Source organism: Telluria sp. LT1R51-2, assembly GCF_059685775.1.
On the sequence record NZ_JCASIM010000002.1, the window covers coordinates 1 to 22,292 of the forward strand.

23 protein-coding genes and 1 tRNA gene are annotated in these 22,292 nt (G+C 64.0%); 11 read left to right on the forward strand and 13 right to left on the reverse strand.

Annotated features, from left to right (window positions below; all coding sequences use genetic code 11):
- Positions 1-423: 423 nt before the first annotated feature.
- From AC56LH_RS18180 to mltA, 5 genes are all read right to left on the reverse strand, one after another.
- Positions 424-1,962, reverse strand: a complete 1,539-nt coding sequence (locus AC56LH_RS18180; RefSeq protein ID WP_499648555.1) for a phospholipase D family protein — start codon at positions 1,960-1,962, stop codon at positions 424-426.
- A gap of 3 nt (positions 1,963-1,965) precedes the next feature.
- Positions 1,966-2,742, reverse strand: a complete 777-nt coding sequence (locus tag AC56LH_RS18185; protein WP_499648557.1) for an enoyl-CoA hydratase — start codon at positions 2,740-2,742, stop codon at positions 1,966-1,968.
- Positions 2,743-2,850: 108 nt separating this feature from the next.
- A complete protein-coding gene (locus AC56LH_RS18190; protein WP_499648559.1) occupies positions 2,851-3,663 on the reverse strand; it encodes a DUF2145 domain-containing protein in 813 nt (270 codons plus the stop codon).
- 1 nt (position 3,664) lies between these two features.
- On the reverse strand, positions 3,665-4,216 hold the full coding sequence (locus AC56LH_RS18195; RefSeq protein ID WP_499648561.1) for a hypothetical protein: 552 nt from the start codon (positions 4,214-4,216) through the stop codon (positions 3,665-3,667).
- Between the two features lie 15 nt (positions 4,217-4,231).
- A complete protein-coding gene (mltA, locus tag AC56LH_RS18200; RefSeq protein ID WP_499648563.1) occupies positions 4,232-5,437 on the reverse strand; it encodes a murein transglycosylase A in 1,206 nt (401 codons plus the stop codon).
- 19 nt (positions 5,438-5,456) lie between these two features.
- On the opposite strand from mltA, the gene AC56LH_RS18205 reads away from it, so the two are divergent.
- Positions 5,457-5,582: a hypothetical protein gene (locus AC56LH_RS18205; protein ID WP_258837389.1), complete on the forward strand. Its 126-nt coding sequence runs from the start codon at positions 5,457-5,459 to the stop codon at positions 5,580-5,582.
- A 2-nt stretch (positions 5,583-5,584) separates the two neighbouring features.
- Here the strand turns inward: AC56LH_RS18205 and apaG are convergent, their stop codons facing one another.
- Positions 5,585-5,959 (reverse strand): Co2+/Mg2+ efflux facilitator ApaG/CorD, encoded by a 375-nt coding sequence (gene apaG, locus AC56LH_RS18210; RefSeq protein WP_482897252.1) that lies wholly within the window; start codon positions 5,957-5,959, stop codon positions 5,585-5,587.
- A gap of 192 nt (positions 5,960-6,151) precedes the next feature.
- Between apaG and rpe the strand changes: the two genes are divergently transcribed.
- The 6 genes from rpe to trpC all read left to right on the forward strand — a co-directional run bounded on the left by rpe (position 6,152) and on the right by trpC (position 11,714).
- Complete coding sequence (gene rpe / locus AC56LH_RS18215; RefSeq protein WP_499648565.1) at positions 6,152-6,823, forward strand: ribulose-phosphate 3-epimerase; 672 nt, start codon at positions 6,152-6,154, stop codon at positions 6,821-6,823.
- Positions 6,823-7,530 carry a phosphoglycolate phosphatase gene (locus AC56LH_RS18220; protein WP_499648567.1) on the forward strand — a complete coding sequence of 236 codons (708 nt, stop codon included), beginning with the start codon at positions 6,823-6,825 and terminating at the stop codon, positions 7,528-7,530. The genes rpe and AC56LH_RS18220 overlap by 1 nt, the downstream gene beginning before the upstream one ends.
- Before the next feature lie 199 nt (positions 7,531-7,729).
- Positions 7,730-9,226 (forward strand): anthranilate synthase component I, encoded by a 1,497-nt coding sequence (gene trpE, locus AC56LH_RS18225; RefSeq protein WP_499648569.1) that lies wholly within the window; start codon positions 7,730-7,732, stop codon positions 9,224-9,226.
- Between the two features lies 1 nt (position 9,227).
- Positions 9,228-9,791, forward strand: coding sequence for an anthranilate synthase component II (locus AC56LH_RS18230; RefSeq protein WP_499648571.1), 564 nt, complete (start codon positions 9,228-9,230; stop codon positions 9,789-9,791).
- A gap of 68 nt (positions 9,792-9,859) precedes the next feature.
- The gene (trpD, locus tag AC56LH_RS18235; RefSeq protein WP_183553784.1) at positions 9,860-10,897 is read left to right on the forward strand and encodes an anthranilate phosphoribosyltransferase; all 1,038 of its coding nucleotides are present in this window, start codon (positions 9,860-9,862) and stop codon (positions 10,895-10,897) included.
- Positions 10,898-10,913: 16 nt separating this feature from the next.
- The gene (trpC, locus tag AC56LH_RS18240) at positions 10,914-11,714 is read left to right on the forward strand and encodes an indole-3-glycerol phosphate synthase TrpC (RefSeq protein WP_499648573.1); all 801 of its coding nucleotides are present in this window, start codon (positions 10,914-10,916) and stop codon (positions 11,712-11,714) included.
- A gap of 57 nt (positions 11,715-11,771) precedes the next feature.
- Here trpC and AC56LH_RS18245 read toward each other — a convergent pair whose 3' ends face one another.
- Together AC56LH_RS18245 and AC56LH_RS18250 are read right to left on the reverse strand one after the other, a co-directional pair.
- Positions 11,772-12,194 (reverse strand): MerC domain-containing protein, encoded by a 423-nt coding sequence (locus tag AC56LH_RS18245; RefSeq protein WP_499648575.1) that lies wholly within the window; start codon positions 12,192-12,194, stop codon positions 11,772-11,774.
- 193 nt (positions 12,195-12,387) lie between these two features.
- Positions 12,388-14,490: a TonB-dependent receptor domain-containing protein gene (locus AC56LH_RS18250; protein WP_499648577.1), complete on the reverse strand. Its 2,103-nt coding sequence runs from the start codon at positions 14,488-14,490 to the stop codon at positions 12,388-12,390.
- Positions 14,491-14,653: 163 nt separating this feature from the next.
- Between AC56LH_RS18250 and AC56LH_RS18255 the strand changes: the two genes are divergently transcribed.
- Positions 14,654-15,034 (forward strand): Fur family transcriptional regulator, encoded by a 381-nt coding sequence (locus tag AC56LH_RS18255; protein WP_332530446.1) that lies wholly within the window; start codon positions 14,654-14,656, stop codon positions 15,032-15,034.
- 42 nt (positions 15,035-15,076) lie between these two features.
- Here AC56LH_RS18255 and AC56LH_RS18260 read toward each other — a convergent pair whose 3' ends face one another.
- From AC56LH_RS18260 to AC56LH_RS18280, 5 genes are all read right to left on the reverse strand, one after another.
- The gene (locus AC56LH_RS18260; RefSeq protein WP_499648579.1) at positions 15,077-16,402 is read right to left on the reverse strand and encodes an amidohydrolase; all 1,326 of its coding nucleotides are present in this window, start codon (positions 16,400-16,402) and stop codon (positions 15,077-15,079) included.
- A gap of 93 nt (positions 16,403-16,495) precedes the next feature.
- Positions 16,496-18,316 (reverse strand): M61 family metallopeptidase, encoded by a 1,821-nt coding sequence (locus AC56LH_RS18265; RefSeq protein ID WP_499648581.1) that lies wholly within the window; start codon positions 18,314-18,316, stop codon positions 16,496-16,498.
- A gap of 51 nt (positions 18,317-18,367) precedes the next feature.
- Positions 18,368-18,970 carry a nucleotidyltransferase family protein gene (locus tag AC56LH_RS18270; RefSeq protein ID WP_499648583.1) on the reverse strand — a complete coding sequence of 201 codons (603 nt, stop codon included), beginning with the start codon at positions 18,968-18,970 and terminating at the stop codon, positions 18,368-18,370.
- A 5-nt stretch (positions 18,971-18,975) separates the two neighbouring features.
- Complete coding sequence (locus AC56LH_RS18275) at positions 18,976-19,710, reverse strand: DsbC family protein (RefSeq protein ID WP_499648585.1); 735 nt, start codon at positions 19,708-19,710, stop codon at positions 18,976-18,978.
- Between the two features lie 12 nt (positions 19,711-19,722).
- Entirely contained in the window at positions 19,723-20,952 is a 1,230-nt protein-coding gene (locus AC56LH_RS18280) for an FAD-dependent monooxygenase (protein WP_499648587.1), read from the reverse strand.
- 174 nt (positions 20,953-21,126) lie between these two features.
- Between AC56LH_RS18280 and AC56LH_RS18285 the strand changes: the two genes are divergently transcribed.
- From AC56LH_RS18285 to AC56LH_RS18295, 3 genes are all read left to right on the forward strand, one after another.
- Positions 21,127-21,202, forward strand: a tRNA-Phe gene (locus AC56LH_RS18285).
- A 63-nt stretch (positions 21,203-21,265) separates the two neighbouring features.
- Positions 21,266-21,607, forward strand: a complete 342-nt coding sequence (locus AC56LH_RS18290; RefSeq protein ID WP_499574384.1) for a zinc ribbon domain-containing protein YjdM — start codon at positions 21,266-21,268, stop codon at positions 21,605-21,607.
- 80 nt (positions 21,608-21,687) lie between these two features.
- Complete coding sequence (locus AC56LH_RS18295; protein ID WP_499648589.1) at positions 21,688-22,272, forward strand: lipocalin family protein; 585 nt, start codon at positions 21,688-21,690, stop codon at positions 22,270-22,272.
- Positions 22,273-22,292: the final 20 nt, after the last annotated feature.

A 22,292-nucleotide genomic window follows, 5' to 3' on the forward strand; every position in this document is an offset into this window, starting at 1 on the left:
TTGGCATTTCTGCCACCCTGCCTTGCGGCAGGGGTCGCTCACTCAAAATACTGACCGTTACTCATTGCTGAGCAACGTATTTCTTTTTTGTGAACATTTGATAATTTAAGTAATCAAGAACCGAAGTTCTTGGCACCTTCATCAAACGCCCACACTTATCGACTGTTAATTTTTAAAGAACTTATTCGGTACTGCCTTGCCGCATGGTGCGAATCGTTTTGTTCGCTGCAGCAGAGAAGAGAGATTATGCTGCAATCCTACAATCTCGTCAACCCCTTATTTTCGCTTCGTCCCGATTTCTCTGGAGACCTTGCTCCCGTAACCACTTGATTACGTTAACATTTTCGGTCAGTGCCGAAGCGGAGGCGAACTATACCAAACCTGTTACGCACTCCGCAAGGCCTACAAGAAAAAGAATTTGTCCTACAAGAGCCAGTCGATCGGTAGCCAGCCCAGGCCATGTACTGCAGCCCGCTTCCACCAGCTCGTCCCAGGCTCGACGTCGTGCCGGATGATCTTGCCGTCGCGTCCCTCCAGCCAGTAGACATTCCCCTTCTCATCCAGCAGCACTTCATAGGCGCGCATCGGCAAGGTCTCGTCCAGCGTCTTACTCAGCCGATCGGCCAGCTCGACACTGTCGATCACCATGCCCATTTCGGTATTCAAATGGATCGAGCGCTGGTCGAAGTTGAACGAGCCCACGAAAATCCGGTTGCCATCCACGCCAAACGTCTTGGCATGCAGGCTCGCATCCGAACTGCCAAAGCCGGCGCCGCTGCGTTTCTTCTTGCGGGATGGCTCGTCGGTCGATGCACGGCGCAACTCGTATAACGCCACGCCCGCCTCCAGCAGCGGCTTGCGCCACTTGGCATAACCCGCATGGACGGCAGCAACGTCGGTGGCCTCGAGCGAATTGGTGAGCACCCGGATTTTCGCGCCCTTTTTGGCCATCTCGACCATTGCAGCCGCCCCGTCCTTGCCTGGCACGAAATACGGGGACACCAGGTCCAGATTGCGTTCCGGCTGGCCGAACAATACCGCGAGCCTGGCCGCGATGTTCTCATCCGGCGACGACTGGTCCAGCACTTTGGCCGGATCGTCGCTCAGGAAACGCGCATGCGCCCATTCCAGGGGCAGCGTCCCGCTCATGACCTTATTCAGGAAGGCCGATTGGCCGATCGCATCCAGATACGCTTTGGTTTCGGCATCGACCGTGGCCGGCGGCGGTGCCTTGGCTTCTTTTACCATCAGCGCCAGCGGATAGGCCGACGGACAATTCCAGTACAGGTCGAAATCCGCAGAAACTTCTTTCACCACCGGGCCGGTAGCGATCACGTCGAGGTCGGCAAACGAGATATCGCCCGCTGCGCCGAAATACTCGTCGCCCACATTCCGGCCGCCGATGATCGTGGCCTTGTTATCGGCGGTGAACGATTTATTGTGCATGCGCCGGTTCATGCGCCAGAAATCGGCGACCATGCCGAGCGGACGCATCGAGCGAATACCATTCGGATTGAACAGCCGCACTTCGATGTGTGGATGCGCGTCGAGCTCCGACAAGATCGCATCCAGCCCACCCGTGTTGTTATCGTCCAGCAGAAGGCGCACCCGCACGCCACGATCAGCCGCCTTGCGCAAGGCGTTGAACATCAGCATGCCGGTGGTGTCGTGACGCCAGATATAGTACTGAACGTCGAGGCTGCGATCGGCCGCCTGCGCCAGCACGGCGCGCGCGGCGAACGCATCGCGCCCATCGGGCAGGCTGTGAATGCCGACCAGGCCGGGATGCGCCGTGGTCAACGGCAGCAGCGCCTTGCCGAGACGGGTGTTGTCCGTATCGGTCAAGGCCGTGCTGGCAACGCGGCCCTCCAGCGGTGGCAGCGTCGAGCAACTCGACAGCGTCAATGCGCCCGCAAGCAGCGCCGTTGGCAAGAGCAGCCACAATTTGGCGCGCTTTTTCATGGTTCAATGTCCTTCGAAGTCAGGTTTGCGCTTTTCAAGGAATGCCGACATGCCTTCTTTTTGGGCAGGCGTGCCGAAACCCGCATGGAAGTAGCGGCGTTCGTAGGCCACGCCCTGGCTCAGCGTCATCTCGTAGGCCTGGTTGACGCAATCCTTGATCTGCATGGCAACCGACACGGGCATCTCGGCAATCCCTTGGGCGATCTTGATTGCCTCGTCCATCACCTCGGCCGCCGGGTACACGCGCGACACCAGCCCGGTCCGCTCTGCCTCGGCGGCGTCGATCATGCGCGTGGTCAGCAACATGTCCATCGCTTTCGACTTGGAAATTGCGCGCGGCAAGCGCTGGGTGCCGCCGGCGCCCGGCGTCACGCCAACCTTGATCTCGGGCTGTCCGAACTTCGCGCTGTCCGCGGCGATCAAAAAGTCGCACATCATCGCCAGCTCACAGCCGCCACCCAGGCAATAGCCCGAAACCACGCCGATGACTGGCTTGCGGATGTCGAGGATGTGTTCCCAGTTGCGGCCAATATAGTTATTGCCGTAGGTTTCCTGGTAATCGTACTGCGCCATGGCCGCGATGTCGGCGCCGGCAGCGAAGGCTTTCTCGCTACCAGTTAATACGATGACATTGATGGCCGGATCCAGGTCGAACGCGCGCAGCGCCTTGCCCAGCTCGTTCATCATGTTGTCGTTGAGCGCATTCATCGCCTTTGGACGGTTCAGCCGTACCACGGCGACCTTGCCGTGGTTCTCGATCAACAGGTCAGCATATTCCATGGGACACCCTCATCTGGTTGGATAGTATCGTCGCGATTGTAGCGCTTTCCGTGCACGTCAAGTCGAGCGCGCCGATCGGTCGGCTGGCAGAAATGCGACGCGGCCACATCACGGCGCTGCGGGCGGCAGCACGACCGGGAATTCCGGGCAGCCCATGCCCTGACAACCATCGGGCCGTGTCCGCAGCCAGGTGACAATCGACTCCACCGACACGGTCTGGATCCGTCCCTTCCAGCGCAAGCTGGACGGATGATCGTCAAACGCAATATTCGCCTTCGATATCCGCGCGCCCAGGCGCGTCATTGTCCCCAATGCCAGCTCGGTTGGCTGGTAGCCATTCGAGGCCAGCCATGTCTGCGCCGTGGCGCGGGTCGTGGCCGCGCCCTCGGGTGCGATGGCGTAGGCCAGCATTTCCAGGACCCAGCCGTTTGAATTCTGGTAACGGGTGCTGAATGGATAGGCAGCCAGGCTGTATTGGGGCTCGTGGTAGTCGCGCGCCTTCGTGCCAAGCAACGCACTCTTGAGCCGGGCTTGCACGGCAGGCGCCAGGCGCCAGATCCCGGCCTGGTAACGCACCGGCGCGTCAGAGAAGAAATTGATCAGCCCTTCGTCGTACAGTGCCGACGTCGCCGTACCGCACGCATTGAGCTTGTGCACCACCGACCAGGCGCCGGCCGGATGTGCGCGCACGGCAAATGCCGCATGCGAATAGGTCAACCGGTACGCCGACAGGTCCTGCCCCACGCGCGCGATCAGCACGACCTCATCGCCGGTGCCTTCCAGCGCCGTGCGCGTGAGATCGGCCATCTGCATGCTGCGCACCAATAGCTCTGGAGAAGCGACCTGCTCCTCGCAGGGGGTGCCGGCGAAAGCCGTGGGCACCGCCAACGCCAGGGCGGCCGCAGCAACGGCGCGGCGCATCCTAGCTGCGCGGGCGCGAGTGTGCCATGCCGGTGCCTGGTTCCCCCAGCACGGCAATCGTCGACTTGCCTTTCTTGACGACGTAACCAGCTTTGCCGACCGCTTCAATGTCAATGCGATCGCCAACCTTGATTGCTTCGTTCTGCGCAATCCGGTTCTGGATCGCCATATCGATTTTCAACTGCTTATCGTCGCTATGCAGTTCCAGCGCAGTCTTGTCACCTTCGGGCCGCACTGCAGCGACGCTCCAGCGCTTGGAGACGTCGACTACGGCCGACGAGCCTTCCGCTAGTTTCGTTGCGCTCAGATAGACCACACTGAACGGCGCCAGCAGCACGATGCTGCCTACTGACAGTACGGTATCGGAGGGACCGGGCGCAGCAGCCTGGCTGGGCGCGGCGATGGCAGCGGCAAGGGTAATGGCAAGGAGGGAATGCAGACGCATGGATGAACCTGTCAAGAATGAGATCAGCGCCACGTCACCGCTGATCAAGCAGCGAACAATTGCAACGTGGAAATTGAAGCAAAAGGCAGAGTAGCCCGATTCCCCCATTTATGCAACGAAGGTTCACTTCGGCAACAACACCCACATCGTCCCGCTCTGCTTCATGAGCCCGGCATTTTCCGTCGCTTCCGGCCCGAAGCCGAAGAAGAAATCGGCCCGCACCGCGCCGCGAATCGCACCGCCCACATCCTGGCCCATGACCAGCCGTTGCAACGGCGCGCCATCCTTCGGCAGCGTCGTCGACAGCCATACGGGCGCGCCCAGCGGCAGGATCGTGCGGTCGATGGCAATCGAGCGGCCCGGCGTCAGCGGCACATTGAGCGCGCCACGCGGCCCGACGCCCGGGTCAGCCACCTTGGTCTCCGTGAAGAAGATATAGCTCGGGTTCACATTCAACAATTCCTGGCGCCGCGACGGATTCGCCGCAATCCAGGCCCGGATCGACTGGGCCGACACCTGGTCCGGCGTCATGATCCCCTGCTCCACGAACCAGCGCCCGATGGCTTTATACGGGTGACCGTTCTGGTCGGCATAGCCCACGCGCACGGTTTCGCCGGAATCGAGCTTGACGCGGCCCGAACCCTGCACCTCAAGGAAAAACGCATCCACCGGATCGCTCACCCACAGCAACTCCTTGCCGCTCAATGGCGCGCGGTCGATGTCGGCACGGCTCTGGTACGGAATCACGGTCTTGCCGGACAGCCGGCCCCGCAGGCGCCGGTTTTGCAGATCGGGATAGATGCTGCCCAGGTCGACCGTCACCAAATCATCCGGTACCCGGTACAGCGGCGTCTGGAACGCGCCGCCCCGCTTGCGCGCGCCAAACAGCATCGCTTCGTAATAGCCGGTAATCAACCCGGTCTCGGCGCCATCCGGATTGCGCACCTGGTTCGGCACGAAATACGTCTCGAAGAAGCGGCGCACGGCTGCGACGTCCTTCGCATCGATCGCGCCGGCCGCCGCACAGGGTGCCTTCCACGGCGCCTGGCGCGACGCCAGTACGCTGCACGATTGGAGGAAAGCCGGCCAGGCCTGACGCACGTCGTCCTGCTGCCAGCCCGGCAGCGCGGCAAAGGTGGTGGGTGTGAGGGGCGCGACCGGCGCTGGCGGCTGAACCGGCGGGGGCGCCACCACCACCGGCCCGACGGGCGGCGGCATCGTGACCGGCTGCGGCGCAGAGGGCGCCGTGGGCTTGGGCTCAGTCGAACAGGCGCTCAGCAGGCTGACGAGCGCGATCAGGACGGGTACACTGCGGCGTATTGTATACATGGGAACCATGGGGGCCGATATGTGGATCTTGATGGTGGAAGCCGGCGTGGCGCTGTTCCTGTTCGTGTTCATCGTCTGGTGGACCATGTTCGCCGGCCGCAAAGACAGCGACCGGGACGACGGCGACGACACCCCCGCCCCGTAGGATCAGTGCAGGGAGCGCGGCGGCGACAGCACGAATTCGGGAATGGTGGCCTCGAAGCGATGGCCATCCTCGGCCACGCAGAAGTATTCACCGCGCATCGTTCCCTGCGCGGTGCCCAGGTGCGTGCCGCTCGTGTACTCGAACTGCTCGCCCGGGGCCAGCAACGGCTGGTGGCCGACCACGCCCAGGCCTTTGACTTCCTGCATCTGGTTATTAGCGTCGAGAATTACCCAATGACGGGAAATGAGCTGGGCCGGAATGCTGCCGGTGTTCTTGATCGTGATCGTGTAGCTGAACACGAACTGGCTCCGGTCCGGGTCGGACTGCTCCGCCAGGTATTGCGTTCTGACGGTGACAGCGAAATCGTAGGCGGGCATCGAGGTTCCTTGCGTGATCGTGGACTCGGCCGCTGCGCCATTCGCAGGGGCCGGCGCGCCATGTGGCGCAAATAACAATCATACCGCCTGTGGCCGCCAAGCGCCGACGCGCCATGGCATCGCCAACGCTGGAGGCGCCAGCGCGACCGGCGTAGAATAGCGGATTCCCACCAAAACACGCATCGTCGCCCCATGACCACCTACCGCATCGCTCCCAGCATCCTGTCCGCCGATTTCGCCCGCCTCGGCGAAGAAGTGCGCAATGTCGTTGCCGCCGGCGCCGACATCATCCACTTCGACGTGATGGACAACCATTACGTCCCGAACCTGACCATCGGCCCGCTCGTCTGCCAGGCGATCCGCCCGCACGTGGACGTGCCGATCGACGTGCACCTGATGGTCAAGCCGGTCGACCGCATCATCCCCGATTTCGCCAAGGCCGGCGCCAACATCATCACCTTCCACCCGGAAGCGTCGGACCACATCGACCGCACGCTGCAGTTGATCCGCGATCACGGTTGCAAGGCCGGTCTGGTCTTCAATCCGGGCACGCCGATGCACTACCTCGAGCACGTGATGGACAAGATCGACATGATTCTGATCATGTCGGTCAATCCAGGCTTCGGCGGCCAGTCGTTCATCCCCGAAGCACTGAAAAAAATCGCCATTGCGCGCCGCCTGATCGACGAATCGGGCCGCGACATCCTGCTCGAAGTCGATGGTGGCATCAAGGCCGAGAACATCGCCGCCGCAGCAGCTGCCGGCGCCGACACGTTCGTGGCCGGCTCGGCCATCTTCGGCAAGCCCGATTACAAAGCCGTGATCGACGCCATGCGCGCCGAACTGGCCACGGTCGCGCGCTGATGCGGGCCGGCGCTGCAGGTATCCGGGCCGTCATCATCGACCTCGATGGCACCATGCTCGACACGGTGCCCGACTTCGAGGCGGCGCTGAACGGCATGCGCCACGACCTCGGCCTGGCGCCGATAAGCCAGGCCACAATCAAGCCGCTGGTCGGCAAGGGTTCCGAAAAACTGGTGCGCGACGCGCTGCTGCTCGACTGGGATGCCGCGCAGGTCGATGCGGCGTACACCGACGCGATGGCCGGTTACCAGCGGCATTACCTGGCCATCAATGGCGACCGCAGCACGCTGTATGACGGCGTGCTCGATGGCCTGGCGGCGATGCAGGCGCTGGGCCTGCGCCTGGTGTGCGTGACCAACAAGCCACTTGCCTTCGCACTGCCGCTGCTTGCCCAGAAAGGCCTCGCGCCGTATTTCGAGCACGTGTTTGGCGGCGACTCGTTCGCCAAAAAGAAGCCGGACGCCATGCCGATGCTGGGCGCCTGCGCGGCGCTGGACATCCCGCCAGCGCAGGTGGTGGCGATTGGCGACTCGTCGAACGATGCCGAAAGCGCCCGCGCGGCCGGCTGTTTCGTGCTCACAGTCCCGTACGGCTACAACCACGGCCGTCCTGTACAAGAAATTCAATCCGATGGTATAGTTGATTCGCTGCTGGATGCAGCACGCCGCATCGGCGCGCACAATACAACGGCCAGCTTAACCAACTAACTTCTCTCACCATGTTTTTCACCAAAAAACTCACTGTCAACCAAACCGGCGCCCCTGAGGCCTGGGTCTGGCGACGCTGGCAATCCTGGGCTGACTAAGCCGTACCGATTGCTGCCGGGTGTGCGCGCGACTGCGCGCCACCGGCGGGTTTTTTGAAGCACACCACCGCCCTCTTCCCCCGTGGCGGTCTGGAGAAAACATGACCGAACTCGAATTCAAGTCCCTGGCAAACCAGGGCTACAACCGCATCCCCCTGATCGCGGAAGCCTTCGCCGACCTCGAAACCCCGCTCACGCTGTACCTCAAGCTGGCGCAATCGCAGAACACCGGCAAGAATACCTTCCTGCTCGAATCGGTGGTGGGCGGTGAACGCTTTGGCCGCTACTCGTTCATCGGCCTGCCGGCCCACACGCTGCTGCGCACGACGGGCAACCTGACCGAGATCGTGAAAAACGGCGAAGTCATCGAATCGCACGAAGGCAATCCGCTCGACTTCATCGAGGCGTATCAGGCACGCTTCAAGGTCGCGCTGCGCCCTGGCCTGCCACGCTTCTGCGGCGGCCTGGCTGGCTACTTCGGCTACGACACGGTGCGCCACATCGAGCACAAGCTGGTCGCGAGCACCCCGCGCGATGAACTGGGCCTGCCCGACATCCATCTGATGGTGACCGAAGAACTGGCGGTGATCGACAACCTGTCGGGCAAGCTGTACCTGATCGTGTACGCCGACCCGGGCCAGCCCGAAGCCTATTCGCGCGGCCGCCAGCGCCTGAAAGACCTGCGCATGATGCTGCGCCGGAGCGTCGACGCGCCGGTCACGTCGGCCTCGGTGCGGACCGAATCGGTGCACGACTTCAGCAAAGAAGACTATCTGAAGGCCGTCGCCAAGGCTCACGAATACGTGATGGCCGGTGACCTGATGCAGGTGCAGATCGGCCAGCGCATCCGCAAGCCGTACGTCGATTCGCCGCTGTCGCTGTATCGCTCGCTGCGTTCGCTGAACCCGTCGCCGTATATGTACTACTACAACTTCGGCGACATGCAGATCGTTGGCTCCTCGCCCGAGATCCTGGTGCGCAACGAGTCGCTGCCCGAGGGCGGCCGCAAAGTCACGCTGCGCCCGATCGCCGGCACGCGCGGCCGCGGCGCCACGCCGGAACGCGACGCTGCCTTGGCGGCCGAACTGCTGGCCGATCCGAAGGAAGTGGCCGAACACGTGATGCTGATCGACCTGGCGCGCAACGACATCGGCCGCATCGCCGATACCGGCAGCGTCAAGGTCACCGATCGCATGGTCATCGAAAAATACTCGCACGTGCAGCACATCGTCTCGAACGTCGAGGGCAAGCTGAAAGACGGCATGTCGAACCTGGACGTGCTGCGCGCGACCTTCCCGGCCGGCACCCTGACCGGCGCGCCGAAGGTGCGGGCGATGGAAGTGATCGATGAACTCGAGCCGGTCAAGCGCGGCATCTACGGCGGCGCCTGCGGCTACCTGAGCTTCGGCGGCGAGATGGATGTGGCGATCGCGATCCGCACCGGCGTGATCAAGGACGGCAACCTGTATGTGCAGGCCGCCGCCGGCATCGTCGCCGATTCGATCCCCGAGATGGAATGGCAAGAGACCGAACACAAGGCGCGCGCCGTGCTGCGCGCGGCCGAGCAAGTGCAAGATGGCCTGGATGGAGAGTTCTGACATGCTGCTCATGATCGACAACTACGACTCGTTCACCTACAACATCGTGCAGTACTTCGGCGAACTGGGTGAAGACGTGCGCACCGTGCGCAACGATGACATCACGCTCGAAGAGATCGCGGCCATGAAGCCCGACCGCATCTGCATCTCGCCGGGCCCGAAGGCGCCGAAGGATGCCGGCATCTCGCTCGACGTGCTGCGCGAATTCGGCGGCAAGCTGCCGATCCTGGGCGTGTGCCTCGGTCACCAGGCCATCGGAGAAGCGTTCGGCGGCAAGGTCATTCGCGCCAAGCAGGTCATGCACGGAAAGACGTCGACCATCGCGCACATCGGCGAAGGCGTGTTCCAGGACCTGCCGAGCCCCTACACCGTGATCCGCTACCACTCGCTGGCGATCGAACGTGCATCCTTGCCGGCCTGCCTCGAAGTGACCGCATGGACCGACGACGGCGAGATCATGGGCGTGCGCCACAAGACGTTCGACATCGAGGGCGTGCAGTTCCACCCCGAGTCGATCCTGTCGGAACACGGCCACGCGCTGCTGAAGAACTTCCTGACGCGCTGATGCGCCCATGCATGCGCGCCGCATCCGGCGGCGCCATGCCCAAACCACGTTTGCACACTGGACCCATCATGGCGATCACCCCACAAGAAGCGCTGCTGCGCTGTATCGAACACCGCGAAATCTTCCACGACGAAATGCTGTCGCTGTTCCGTCAGATCATGTCGGGCGACGTGTCGCCGACCATGGTCGCGGCGCTGACCGTCGGCCTGCGCGTGAAAAAAGAAACCATCGGCGAAATCACCGCCGCCGCGCAGGTCATGCGCGAGTTCTCGACCAAGGTGCCGATGGCCGACACCACGGGCCTGCTCGACATCGTCGGCACCGGCGGCGACGGCGCCAACACCTTCAATATCTCGAGCGCGGCGATGTTCGTCGCTGCTGCCGCCGGCGCGCGCGTGGCCAAGCACGGCGGCCGCAGCGTCTCGTCGTCGTCCGGCAGCGCCGACCTGATTGAAGCCTTCGGCGCCCATATCGACCTGACACCCGAACAGATCGCGCAATCGATCGCGCAGACCGGCATCGGGTTCATGTTCGCACCAAACCACCACGCGGCGATGAAGCACGTGGCGCCGGTGCGGCGCGAGCTGGGCGTGCGCAGCATCTTCAACATCCTGGGCCCGCTGACCAATCCGGCCGGCGCGCCGAACATCCTGATGGGCGTGTTCCACCCCGACCTGGTCGGCATCCAGGTGCGCGTACTGCAGCGCCTGGGCGCCCAGCATGCGGTCGTGGTCTGGGGCCGCGACAATATGGACGAAGTCTCGCTCGGCGCCGGCACCATCGTCGGTGAGCTGGTCAACGGCGAGATCCGCGAATACGAAATCCACCCGGAAGACTTCGGCCTGCAAATGGTCTCGAGCCGCAACCTGAAGGTGGCCAACGCCGAAGAATCCAAGGCGCGCGTGCTCGAAGCCCTGCGCGGCGAGCCAGGCCCGGCGCACGACATCGTCGCGCTCAACGCCGGCACCGCGCTGTACGCCGCCGGCGTGGCCGACTCGATTGGCGCGGGCCTGGAGCAGGCGCGCGCCGCCATCGCCTCGGGCGCGGCGGTCGCCAAGCTCGAACAGTTCGTCCAGGTCACGCGCCAGCTCGGCGCGGCCAACTGATACCGAAAGCACCAGCATGTCCGACATCCTCGACAAGATCCTGGCCGTGAAGGCCGACGAAGTGGCCGCCGCGCGCAAGCACCGCGATTTGTACAGCCTGCGCCACGAAGTGGAAAGCGATGGCGATGCACGCCGCAGCCTGCGCGGCTTCGAGCAAGCGTTGCGCGCGAAAATTGCGGCAGGCCAGGCCGGCGTGATCGCCGAAGTCAAGAAAGCCTCGCCATCGAAGGGCGTGCTGCGCGCCGACTTCCAGCCGGCCGCGATCGCGCAGAGCTACGCCGAACATGGCGCCGCATGCCTGTCGGTGCTGACCGACGTGAACTTCTTTCAAGGTTGCGCCGACTATCTGCGCCAGGCGCGCGCCGCCTGCGCGCTGCCGATCCTGCGCAAGGATTTCATGGTCGACCTGTATCAGGTCTATGAAGCACGCGCGATGGGCGCCGATGCGATCCTGCTGATCGTGGCGGCGCTGGACCATGGCCTGATGGCCGAACTGGAAGCGTGCGCGCTGGAGCTGGGGATGGACGTGCTGGTCGAAGTGCACAACGGCGAAGAACTCGACGCAGCCCTGCAATTGCGTACGCCGCTGGTGGGCATCAACAACCGCAACCTGCGCACGTTCGATGTCACGCTCGACACCACGCTTGGCCTGCTGTCGGCGATCCCGCCAGAGCGCCTCGTGGTCACCGAATCGGGCATTCTCGGGCCGCAGGATGTGCAGCGCATGCGCGACGCAAACGTGCACGCCTTCCTCGTTGGCGAAGCCTTCATGCGCGCCGAAAATCCGGGTCAGGAACTCGCGCGCCTGTTCGCGTAAAAGATTGTAGGGTGGACGGGTTCCACGTCTACGCGTTTAACTAAACGGTATAAACAGTCAGCGATTGCACGGCGCAGCGGCTGCATGGCCGCCGTCATGCTGCGTACGCGTCGTGCAACGCTTGCAGAACCGGCGGTTGCGCAGGTGCGCGTAGAGCAGCATGAAACCACTGAGGACAGCGACGGCCGCTTCGGCATGCTCGCCCAGCAGCGGGCTGACAATGAACACGGCCGCCAGGAACAGCGCCAGACCGGCGCAGCCGACCAGCAGCGTCGTCTTGTCGCGGTGTCGCAGATAGCCGGGCACCAGCGCCAGCAGCACCGGCAGCGTGATCGCTGCGATCAGCGTGTCATGGAAGGTGTCGTGCGCGTGCGCGAGTCCCAGCATCGGAAACGCGAGGATCACGAGCGGCATTGCCAGGCAATGCAGCAGGCACAGGACCGATGCGGTCATGCCGGCGATATCGCCGAATTTGATCATTGCAGTTTTGGTCAGAGCGTTCTTGCCTGGGTGGTTCATAGCCCTGTTCCAATCATCATTAGAATATAATGATAACCCATTATCGTTAGCGATTCAACGCGCATGACGAATCGTGCGTGCGATACCAGAGCCCAAACGACAAACGGCGCACGGCAATATCTGCCGTGCGCCGCTGTGGGCATTGCAATCAGCGTCAGAACATCACGCGAATCCCTGCCGTGATATTGCGGCCGGTAAGGGGCGCCGCATTCTTGATGAACGACGTGTGGCTGAACGCCAGTTCGTCGGTCAGGTTGTTCAGGCGCGCATAGAACTGCGTCGGCACACCGCCGATGCGGGTCGAGTAATGGGTGCCCACATTGAGCATGTTGTAGCCACCCGTCTCAGTCTCGTATTCGGCCAGCTTGTCCTGCTTGCCGACGCGGTACAGCTCGACCATGCCATGCCAGCCGTTCCAGTCGCCATCGAACTTCACACCGATGCGGCTGGCCGGGATGCGTGGCAGGTTGCGGCTGCCGTCGCCACCATCGAAGCGGGCGCGCACGTAATCACCGAACACGGTCGCGCTCAGGCTGGACGACAGCTTCTGGCGGATTTCGCCTTCCAGGCCGGTGAACAGCGCGTCACGCTGCGTGTACTGCACCAGCTGGAAGCCGTCCTGGCTGTCCAGCGTGCGCGCATAGATGTAGTTGTCGACCTTGTTGCGGAACGCGCTCACCGAGAACGTCGTGTCGCCGTCAAACTTGCGCAGCGTGAGGTCGACGTTGTTCGAGGTTTCCTTGTCCAGGTCCTGGTTGCCGATCTCGTAGGTGGACGTGGCCAGGTGGGCGCCGTCCGCATACAGTTCTTCGGCGGTCGGCAGGCGATGGCTGCGCGAGAGCGACGTGCCCAGCGAATAGCCCGGCGTGAGCTTCCACACCGCGCCGACCGACGCCGACGTGCCGCGCGCATCGGTGTTGGCCAGACCCGGGGCATCGACCTCGATGTCCTGCCACTCGTGGCGCAGGCCGGCCTCGAAGCGCCAGTCCTGCAGCTTGTATTCCTCGGTCAGGAACGCCGCATGCTTTTTGGTGAGGGTCGGCGGCACGTACGCTTCTTCGCCCAGCGCCGAGAAATCGCGGCGCGTGGTTTGCAGGCCGAACACGCCGCGCACACCGGCAATCGGCGCATGCACCGCTTCGAGGCGGGCATCAATGCCCTTGTTGCGGAACGACGTCGAGACGACGTTCTCTTCCAGCTCGTCGTGTACGTACTCGGTGAACGAGGCGCGCATGCGCACACGCTCGATGCCGGCCACCGGATTGCGGTACTCGCCGCGTACATCCCAGCGCTCGCTGTCGAGTTTCACGACCGGCACGTCGCTGTGCTCGTGCTCATGCTCGTCGCCATGACCTTCTTCCTCGTGGTCATGACCCTCTTCTTCTTCATGACCGCCGCAGTGCAGCTGGACGCCATGCGGATGGCAGCCTTCGAATTCGTGGTTGTGGCCCGGGATGCCGTATTCGGTGCGCTCTTTGGTGAAGGCCGCGCCAAGGTAACCGTTCTTGCCGATCCACGACAGGCCGACGGTGCCGGTCTCACCTTCCTTGTAGCTGCCCAGCACGCGGCGGCCATCCACCCAGTCCTTGCCGACGCGATAGTCGCCCGCATCGCGCTTGACGCCTTCCAGGTGCAGCGCGACGTTGCTGCCGGCCGCCGTGGTGAATTCAAACGCGCCGGTCTTTTCGCGCGCGGCCGAATTGGCGCGGATTTCCGCGCTGCCTTCCAGGCCGTTTTCCGGCATCGCCGTCGGAATCTTGCGGTCGATGATGTTGACGACGCCACCCACTGCGCCGCCGCCGTAGGCCAGCGCCGACGGGCCGCGCAGCACTTCGATGCGCTCGGCCAGCACGGGCTCGAACGCAACGGCGTGATCGGGGCTGATGGTCGACGCATCCTGGATCTCGGCGCCGTCCGACAGGATTTTCACGCGCGGGCCATCCATGCCGCGGATCACCGGGCGGCTGGCGCCGGCGCCGAAGTGGCTCGACGTGATGCCCGGCTGGTGCGCCAGCGTTTCGCCCAGCGTCGATTCACGGGCGCGCACCAGTTCTGCGCCACCGAGCGACGTCACCGGCGTGATCATGTCGTCGTGCACCACGCCCAGCGCGCTGGCCGACACCACGACGGTCGGTACGCTGTCCGGATCCGCCGCCATACGGCCCGTCGTCGTCTGGGCATGGACGGCCAGCGGCGCGCCGAAGGCCAGCATCAGCGCCAGGGTCAGTGGCGTGCGCTTGCAGGTGAAATGCGACATGGTGAAATCCTTGGTGATGAGATGAACGGCAGGCGGCAGGTCACCGGGCGCGGACGCGTCTAGTGATAAGCCATTATCATTAACGCCGAGATGATAGGCCATTATCAATAAGGATTCAAGCCCCTTCTGGCCGAAGGGTCGCGCTTTCAGGTATTCTTCGGCTATGCAACGCAATACACGCCAAAAATCAGCCATCCTGCACGCGATCGAGCATGCACGCCGTCCACTGTCGCCACAGGAGATCCTGGCGGAAGCCAGCCAGGCCGTCAGCCAGATCGGCATGGCCACGATTTACCGCAATCTCAAGTCGCTGGTGGACGACGGCGCGCTGAAGGTCGTCACGCTGCCAGGCGACGGCGCCCGCTACGAATCGACCAGCGTGGCCGAGCACCATCACCACCACTTCCAGTGCACCAACTGCCAGCGCGTGTTCGACGTGCATGCGTGCCCGGGCGACATCGACCACATGGCCCCGAAAGGCTTCAGCGTCGAGCGCCACGAACTGACGCTGTACGGCCGCTGCGCCGATTGCATCAACGCCTGACGCCAACAGCAGCGCGGCCCGTCGAGGGCCGCGTCATCGTTCTTATTTACCCAGCACGTTCAGCACCGCCAGCGTCATCGCCTGGGCGCTCGTCTTGATCGACGGCTCCGGCACCGGCGCATAGAACGGCGAGTGGTTGAACGCGATCGGCTTGCCGCCGGCCTGTTCGGCTGCCGCGACATCCTTCGGGTCATACACGCCGGTAAAGAAGAACATCGACGGCACGCCTTCGTTCGCGTACAGCGAAAAGTCTTCGCTGGCCGTCATGGCCGGCATGCGATGGGCCTTGTCGGCGCCGAACGCTTCCTTGAATACCACTTCGGTCTTGTTGACCAGCTCCGTGCTGTTGACGATGGCCTGGCCACCGCCGCCGATCAGCATCTCCGGCTTCGGTGCGCCGGCCATCGCGGCCGACCCTTCCGCCACACGGCGCACGCCCTCAAGCAGCTTGGCCCGTACCTGCGGGCTGTAGGAGCGGATGGTGCCGCGCACCTGCACGCTGTCGGGGATGATGTTGCCCACCGTGCCGCCCTGGATCGAACCAATGGTGACGACGCCGAATTCCTTCGGGTCCTTCTCGCGGCTGACGACCGTCTGCACATCGACGACGAAGCGCGCCGCGATGGCGATCGGATCGACCGTCTTGTCGGGCGCCGAACCATGGCCGCCACGGCCCTTGAAGGTGATCTCGAGCGAATCGGAATTGGACGATACCGGGCCGTCGTTGTAGCCGATCGTGCCGTGCGCCAGCGGCCACGAATGCAGCGCGAACGCGTAGTCCGGTTTCGGGAAGCGCTTGAACAGGCCATCGTCCAGCATGGCCTTGGCGCCGGAGACGATTTCTTCGGCCGGCTGGCCGATGAACACGAGCGTGCCCTTCCACTGCCCTTTCAGTTCGACCAGCGTGCGCGCGGTGGCGAGCCAGCTGGTCATGTGGATGTCGTGGCCGCAGCTGTGCGTCACGAAGCTGTCGCGGCCTTCGCTGGTGGCGCGGGCGCGGCTGGCGTACGGCAAGCCGGTTTTTTCTTCCATCGGCAGGCCATCCATGTCGGTGCGCACCAGGACGGTGGGGCCGGCGCCGTTCTTGAGCACCGCGACGATGCCGGTCTTGCCGACCTTCTCGGTGACGGTGAAACCGAGTTTGCGCATCTCGGCGGCCAGCTTGCCGGCGGTACGCACTTCCTGGAAGGCGATCTCGGGATGCGCGTGCAGGTCCTTGTAGATCGTGTCGAGCCACGGATACATGGCGTCCACGCGCGTGACGACATCGCTCTTGAGCGGGGCGGCCGGTTGGGCCAGGGCGGATGTTGCGGACAGTGCCAGGAGCGGCGCACAGGCTGCGGCGGCGATGCGGGTCAGGATCGGCATGGGCTCTTGCGGTCGTGTTGAACAGGCCACAACGATAGCATGCTGCATTGCGATATGGTACGGGCGGCGGGTCGTACCCGCCGCCCGGTGCGACTAGACGGCGCTCGGCCGCTTGAGCGCTGCCGGCTTGCGCCCTGCCACTGCCTGCGACAGCGTGATCACCGGCACGCGGTCGCCCTGCAGCGTAACGTCGAACGCCATCAATTCATCGCGCCGGAACGCGTGGACGGGTACGCGGTCGCCGACGCGATAGCGCGCCAGCAGCGCATCGACATTCGATGGATTGCCATTGACGCGCAGTCCATCGATCGCAATGACCACGTCGAGCGCCGACAACCCCGCCAGGTGCGCGGCGCCGCCTTCGTGCACCTGCGTGAGCTTGGCGCCCAGCGGATCGCGCCCGATACCGGCGTCGAGCGAGGCCTTGCCGGTCTTGCGCTCGTCGACCAGCTTGACGCCGAACGGCGCGTACAGCTTGGCCAGCGGCAGGTCTTCGACGCCGCGCACATAGCGCTCGAACAGGTTCCTGAGTTTCAAGCCGCTGACTTCATCGAACAGCGCTTCGACTTCGTGCTCGGTCACGCCGCGCCCAACGCTCGGATAAAAGTCGCGCCCGTAACGGTCCCACAGCGCCAGCATCACGTCGTCGAGCGACTTCGCGCCGCCCGTCTTGGCGCGGATCGTCAGGTCGAACGCCAGCGCGATCAGCGAACCCTTGGTGTAGTAGCTGATGATCGCATTGGGCGAGTTTTCGTCCTGGCGGTAGTACTTGCTCCAGGCGTCGAAGCTCGACTCGGCCACGCTCTGCTTCAGGCGCCCGCTGCCGCGCAGCACGCCGCACACGGTCTTGGCCTGCAATTTGAAATACGTCGTTTCGCCGATGATCCCGGCGCGCACCAGCATCAGGTCGTCGTAGTAGCTGGTGAAGCCCTCGAACAGCCACAGGAGCGGCGTGTAATTCTCGACCTGCAGGTCGTACGGCGCGAACACGGCCGGCTTGATGCGCTTGACGTTCCAGGTGTGGAAGTACTCGTGGCTGCACAGGCCCAAAAACTGCAGATAGCCTTCGCCCGGCTCGCCGGATTTCTGGTTCGCTGTGGTGGGCAGGTCGGCGCGCGCGCAGATCAGCGCGGTCGAGGCGCGGTGTTCCAGGCCACCGTAGCCATCGCCCACGGCCATCGTCATGAACACGTAGCGCTCGAGCGGGGCGCGTTTGGTCAGCGGTTCAAAGAAAGCGATCTGGGTTTCGCAGATGGCTTTCAGGTCGGCCTGCAGGCGCGCCATGTCCAGATTCGGCACGCGGCCCGTGATGACGATGTCGTGCGGGATGCCGTGCGCCTCGAACGTCGCCAGTTCGAAGTTGCCCATCTCGACCGGATGGTCGATCAGCTCATCGTAGTTGGCCGCGCCATACGTGCCGAAGCCGTAGCGCTTGGCGCCCGCTTCCTTCATCGAGGTCGCCACGCGCCAGGTGCGGGCCGCCGCATCGCCCGGCCGCTGGATGTCAACCTGGTGCGCCGTTGCTTCCTGCCCCACCACGCGCAGGAACACGCTGGTGCCGTTGAAGAAACCGTGGGTCTGGTCCAGGTGCGCCGCGCGCACCGACAAATCCCACGCATATACCTCGTAGTGCAGCGTCAGCGGGCCGGCGCCTGATGCTGCGCGCCACGTGTGCTTGTCGAGTTTTGTCAGTGCCACCGCAGCACCGGCCCGCTCGGCGCGGATGCGCACGATATTGCGCGCGAATTCGCGGATCATGTAGCTGCCCGGGATCCAGGCCGGCAGCGCGAAGATCTGCCCGTCAGGATCGGGATTGGCCACCGTCAGCGTGACGTTGAACAGGTGACCGGCCAGGTCCCGCGGGACGATGGTGTAGAAAATTGCGCTCTGTTTTTTTTGCGATGGCTTTTTCATGATCTGGGGTTGGTCTCGGGTCGCGCCGTATGGACAATAGTGTAAGCGGATTCAGTCGGGCAGATCGCCCTGGGTATCGATGTCGCGCAGGATGCCGGGATCGGGCACGGCGATCGTGGTCACCGGGCTGCTCGCCAGCAGGCGCCGCGCGCCCTGGTCGCCGTCCAGCGCCAGCAAGGCCTCGTGATGGATCGCGCCAAACGCGACCGGATTGCCACGCTGCCCATCGAACAGCGGCGCCGCAATCCCGGCGCCTTCTTCAATCGCACGCACCAGCGCCTGCAGCGTGGCGTCGGCCACGAACGGCATGTCGCCCAGCGCCACGAGCCAGCCACTGGCGCCATGCGCATCAAGCGGCGCATGACGGATCGCATGCGCCAGCGACAGGCCCATGCCGCTGTCAGCATCCGGGCACACGGTGACAGTGCAGCCAAGCGCGCGCAGCGCATCGGCCACGCCACCATCGCTTGGTGGCACCACCGCCACCACGCGCGGCAGCACCGCAAGTAGCTTGCGGGCGCTGGCCACGACGACGAAGTCGCCGCCCGGCAGACGCTGGAGCAGCTTGTTGCGTACACCTGCCGGATCGAAACGCCGGCCGCGCCCTGCGGCCAGCAGGATGCCGGTGAGCGTGATGCCCTCGCGCAGCGGCACGCCGGTTACTTCCCGGCCTGGCCTTCGAGCGAATCGAACTTGCCTTCAAGCGCCTTGAGGTCGATCGCGCCTGGGATGCGCGAGCCGTCGGCGAAGAAGATCGCCGGCGTGCCCGTGATGCGCAGCTTCTGGCCCAGCGCGAGAACCTTCTCGTTCGGCGATTCGCACGCGGCCGGCGTGGTCGGCGGCACCTTGCCTGCGATCATCCAGTCGTCCCAGGCCTTGTTGCGGTCGGACGCGCACCAGATGTTCTTCGACTTTACCGACGAATCCTCGGACAGGATGTTGTACATGAAGGTGTAGATCGTGACGTTGTCGATCTCCTTGAGCGTGGTCTGGCGCAGGCGCTTGCAGTAGCCGCAGTTCGGATCCTCGAACACCGCGATCACGCGCTTGCCGTTGCCCTTGACCTGCTTGAGCGCCATTTCGAGCGGCAGGTCGGAGAACTTGATCTTATTGACTTCATCGATGCGCTCGCGCGTCAGGTTGCGCGAGCTTTTCACGTCGTACACCTGGCCGATGACGAGGTACTCGCCCTTTTTGTCGGTGTACAGGATGTCGCCCGCGACGCGCACTTCGTACAGGCCGGAATACGGGGTTTCCTTGACCGACTCGATCTTCGCGCCGCTCAGGCGTGGCTCGAGCGCCTTCTTGATGGTCGATTCGACGTTGGTCTGCGCATCGACGCACGAGGCGAGAAGGCCAGTCGCCAGCAGGACGGCGATCTTCATTTTAAGCATGCTTGTAATTCCTTAGATTGATGACTTGCCCATGGCATGAGCCATCAGGCGCCGCTTCAGTGCCGGCATGTTATTGAGCAGGTTCAGACCGATATTCCGGACCACGCGCAGTGGTTCCAGGTTCGCGCCGAACAGGCGTTCGAGTCCGTCGGTGGCCAGTTGCATCAGCAGCACCTCTTCCTTGCGCTTGCGGGCATAGCGCGCCAGCACCCGCTCGTCGCCGATGGCGCGCCGCTCTTCGCGGTCACGCACGATGGCCAGCAGGTCGACGATGTCGCCAAACCCCAGGTTCATGCCATGCCCGGCCAGCGGATGCACGGCGTGCGCGGCGTCGCCCACCAGCGCCACGTGCGGCGCCACCATCGCGTGCGGCTTGATCAGCGCCAGCGGCACGGCGGCCACGGCGTCGGGCTGCAGTGGCCGCAGCTTGCCCAGTGTCTCGTCGGCGTACGCGCCAAGCCGGATCGCCAGTTCGCCCAGCGACTCTTCCATCAACGTGGCGGCCAGGGTCTCCGGCGCCGACCACACGAGCGAGACGCGGTTACCCGGCAGCGGCAGCAGCGCGATGATCCCGTCCGAGCCGGTGAACCACTGGTGCGCGACGCCGTGGTGCGGCTTGTCGCAGGCGAAGTTGGTGACGATGGCGCTCTGGTGATACATGCGGTAGTCGACGCCGATATCGCACTGTCCGCGCACCCACGATTCGCGCCCGTCCGCGCCGACCAGCAGCGCGCACTCGACACGGCGCCCGTCTTCGAGGCGCACGGCGGCGCCGCTATCGCTGCAGGTCAGTTCGCAGGCGCGCCCCTCCACGCGCTGCACATTGTGCGCGAAGCGGAGCGCGGCATCGAGCGCGCCGTTCAAGTTCTGGTCTTCGACGATCCATGCGAGCGTGCCGACCCGGGCGCCGAAGGCATCGAAGCCCAGGTTGCCGCCATCAGCGCCGTCGCCGTGCACGTCCATCGCATCGACCGGGGCAACGCGCGCCATGTCGAGGGCGTCCCATACCTTCAGTGAGGCCAGCAGGTCGTGCGCTGTGTGGTTGAGCGCATACACGCGCACGTCCCACGGCCGCTCCGCCGCCGGTGCAGTGGCTGCAGCGGGCGCCGGCCGGGCCGGCGGCGCCAGCAGCGTCACGCTGTGGCCGGCCTGGGCAAAGCCGAGGGCTGCCGTCTTGGCGATGGCGCCATTGCCGACGATGCAGACGTCGGTCCGGATGGTAGAGGTCGTGGGCGTGGTCATGAAGGCATTATAGCGATATGCCGGTGCCGGGGGCCGGGCGGCGGGTTCGCGGCGGCGCAGGTGAGCGGGACAAGCGGCTCAGCCGGATAATCACGCACAGACCACGTTTGCGCTGCTACGCGCGCAAGAGCACTTGCGCAACTGAAAAACGCTGGCTATAATCGTGCCTCTCTTGGCCTGGTAGCTCAGTTGGTAGAGCAGAGGATTGAAAATCCTTGTGTCGGTGGTTCGATTCCGCCCCGGGCCACCAAGAATTCAGCAACACGCAAAAAACGCCACCACCGAGTGGCGTTTTTGCATTCCAAGGCCACTCATGCATACCCTTCCGCCCTGCCCCCTCTGCCAATCGGCCTACACCTATGACGATGGCGCCGGCCAGTACGTCTGCCCGGAATGCGCGCACGAGTGGCCGATCGCGGGCGCAGCTAGCACCGAGACCGCGCGCGTCTACAAAGATGCGTCGGGCAACATCCTCCAGGACGGCGACACCGTCACTGTGATCAAGGATCTCAAGCCAAAGGGCTCGGGCGGCGTGATCAAGCAGGGTACCAAGGTCAAGAACATCCGTCTGGTCGACGCCGACCACGATATCGATTGCAAGATCGATGGCTTCGGCGCCATGAGCCTGAAGACGGAGTTCGTGCGCAAGGTGTGATGGCGTTGTGCTGTAAACCATGCGACACCATGGCGGTTTTGTCATTATTCTGTGAACCTTGAAGATCACAAGAGGTTCCCATGTTTGCCAAGCCATCGTTCCTTGCCGCGTGCGCCACGCTCGCCCTGTCTGGCCTCTGCGCCGGGTCGGCATTGGCTGCTGACGCCGCCAAGCCATTGCAGCCGATCGAATCGCTCGCGGTGCCCCGCTATATGGGCGTCTGGTACGAAATCGCCAAGTTCCCGAACGAATTCCAGAAGAAATGCGTGGGCGACACCAGCGCGACCTATAACCTCGACAAGGACGGTCGGGTCAAGGTGATCAACCGCTGCCGCACAGCCGACGGCAAGGTCGATACCGCCGAAGGCGTCGCGCGCCAGCCGGGCGCGGCCACGTCGCCCAAGCTCGAGGTGCGCTTCGCACCGGCGATCCTGTCGTTCATCTCGATGGTGTGGGGCGATTACTGGGTGATCGATCTGGACAACAAGTACCAGCTCTCCGCCGTGAGCGAACCCAAGCGCGAATACCTGTGGATCCTGTCGCGTACACCGCAGGTCCCCGCGGCCGAATACAACGCCTTGCTGGCACGCCTGAAGGCCCAGGGCCTCGACACCTCGAAACTCGTGCTTACCCCGCATACGGTGGCGCCGCAAGCCGGGCAGTGACCGTTCGGTGAAGCGATCGG

What these genes read in the sequence shown, in the direction of transcription:
- AC56LH_RS18180 (WP_499648555.1), bottom strand. Translation starts at nt 1,962, where the DNA reads ATGAAAAAGCGCGCCAAATTGTGGCTGCTCTTGCCAACGGCGCTGCTT.
- AC56LH_RS18185 (WP_499648557.1), bottom strand. Translation starts at nt 2,742, where the DNA reads ATGGAATATGCTGACCTGTTGATCGAGAACCACGGCAAGGTCGCCGTG.
- AC56LH_RS18190 (WP_499648559.1), bottom strand. Translation starts at nt 3,663, where the DNA reads ATGCGCCGCGCCGTTGCTGCGGCCGCCCTGGCGTTGGCGGTGCCCACG.
- AC56LH_RS18195 (WP_499648561.1), bottom strand. Translation starts at nt 4,216, where the DNA reads ATGGGGGAATCGGGCTACTCTGCCTTTTGCTTCAATTTCCACGTTGCA.
- mltA (WP_499648563.1), bottom strand. Translation starts at nt 5,437, where the DNA reads ATGTATACAATACGCCGCAGTGTACCCGTCCTGATCGCGCTCGTCAGC.
- AC56LH_RS18205 (WP_258837389.1), top strand. Translation starts at nt 5,457, where the DNA reads ATGTGGATCTTGATGGTGGAAGCCGGCGTGGCGCTGTTCCTGTTCGTG.
- apaG (WP_482897252.1), bottom strand. Translation starts at nt 5,959, where the DNA reads ATGCCCGCCTACGATTTCGCTGTCACCGTCAGAACGCAATACCTGGCG.
- rpe (WP_499648565.1), top strand. Translation starts at nt 6,152, where the DNA reads ATGACCACCTACCGCATCGCTCCCAGCATCCTGTCCGCCGATTTCGCC.
- AC56LH_RS18220 (WP_499648567.1), top strand. Translation starts at nt 6,823, where the DNA reads ATGCGGGCCGGCGCTGCAGGTATCCGGGCCGTCATCATCGACCTCGAT.
- trpE (WP_499648569.1), top strand. Translation starts at nt 7,730, where the DNA reads ATGACCGAACTCGAATTCAAGTCCCTGGCAAACCAGGGCTACAACCGC.
- AC56LH_RS18230 (WP_499648571.1), top strand. Translation starts at nt 9,228, where the DNA reads ATGCTGCTCATGATCGACAACTACGACTCGTTCACCTACAACATCGTG.
- trpD (WP_183553784.1), top strand. Translation starts at nt 9,860, where the DNA reads ATGGCGATCACCCCACAAGAAGCGCTGCTGCGCTGTATCGAACACCGC.
- trpC (WP_499648573.1), top strand. Translation starts at nt 10,914, where the DNA reads ATGTCCGACATCCTCGACAAGATCCTGGCCGTGAAGGCCGACGAAGTG.
- AC56LH_RS18245 (WP_499648575.1), bottom strand. Translation starts at nt 12,194, where the DNA reads ATGATCAAATTCGGCGATATCGCCGGCATGACCGCATCGGTCCTGTGC.
- AC56LH_RS18250 (WP_499648577.1), bottom strand. Translation starts at nt 14,490, where the DNA reads ATGTCGCATTTCACCTGCAAGCGCACGCCACTGACCCTGGCGCTGATG.
- AC56LH_RS18255 (WP_332530446.1), top strand. Translation starts at nt 14,654, where the DNA reads ATGCAACGCAATACACGCCAAAAATCAGCCATCCTGCACGCGATCGAG.
- AC56LH_RS18260 (WP_499648579.1), bottom strand. Translation starts at nt 16,402, where the DNA reads ATGCCGATCCTGACCCGCATCGCCGCCGCAGCCTGTGCGCCGCTCCTG.
- AC56LH_RS18265 (WP_499648581.1), bottom strand. Translation starts at nt 18,316, where the DNA reads ATGAAAAAGCCATCGCAAAAAAAACAGAGCGCAATTTTCTACACCATC.
- AC56LH_RS18275 (WP_499648585.1), bottom strand. Translation starts at nt 19,710, where the DNA reads ATGCTTAAAATGAAGATCGCCGTCCTGCTGGCGACTGGCCTTCTCGCC.
- AC56LH_RS18280 (WP_499648587.1), bottom strand. Translation starts at nt 20,952, where the DNA reads ATGACCACGCCCACGACCTCTACCATCCGGACCGACGTCTGCATCGTC.
- AC56LH_RS18290 (WP_499574384.1), top strand. Translation starts at nt 21,266, where the DNA reads ATGCATACCCTTCCGCCCTGCCCCCTCTGCCAATCGGCCTACACCTAT.
- AC56LH_RS18295 (WP_499648589.1), top strand. Translation starts at nt 21,688, where the DNA reads ATGTTTGCCAAGCCATCGTTCCTTGCCGCGTGCGCCACGCTCGCCCTG.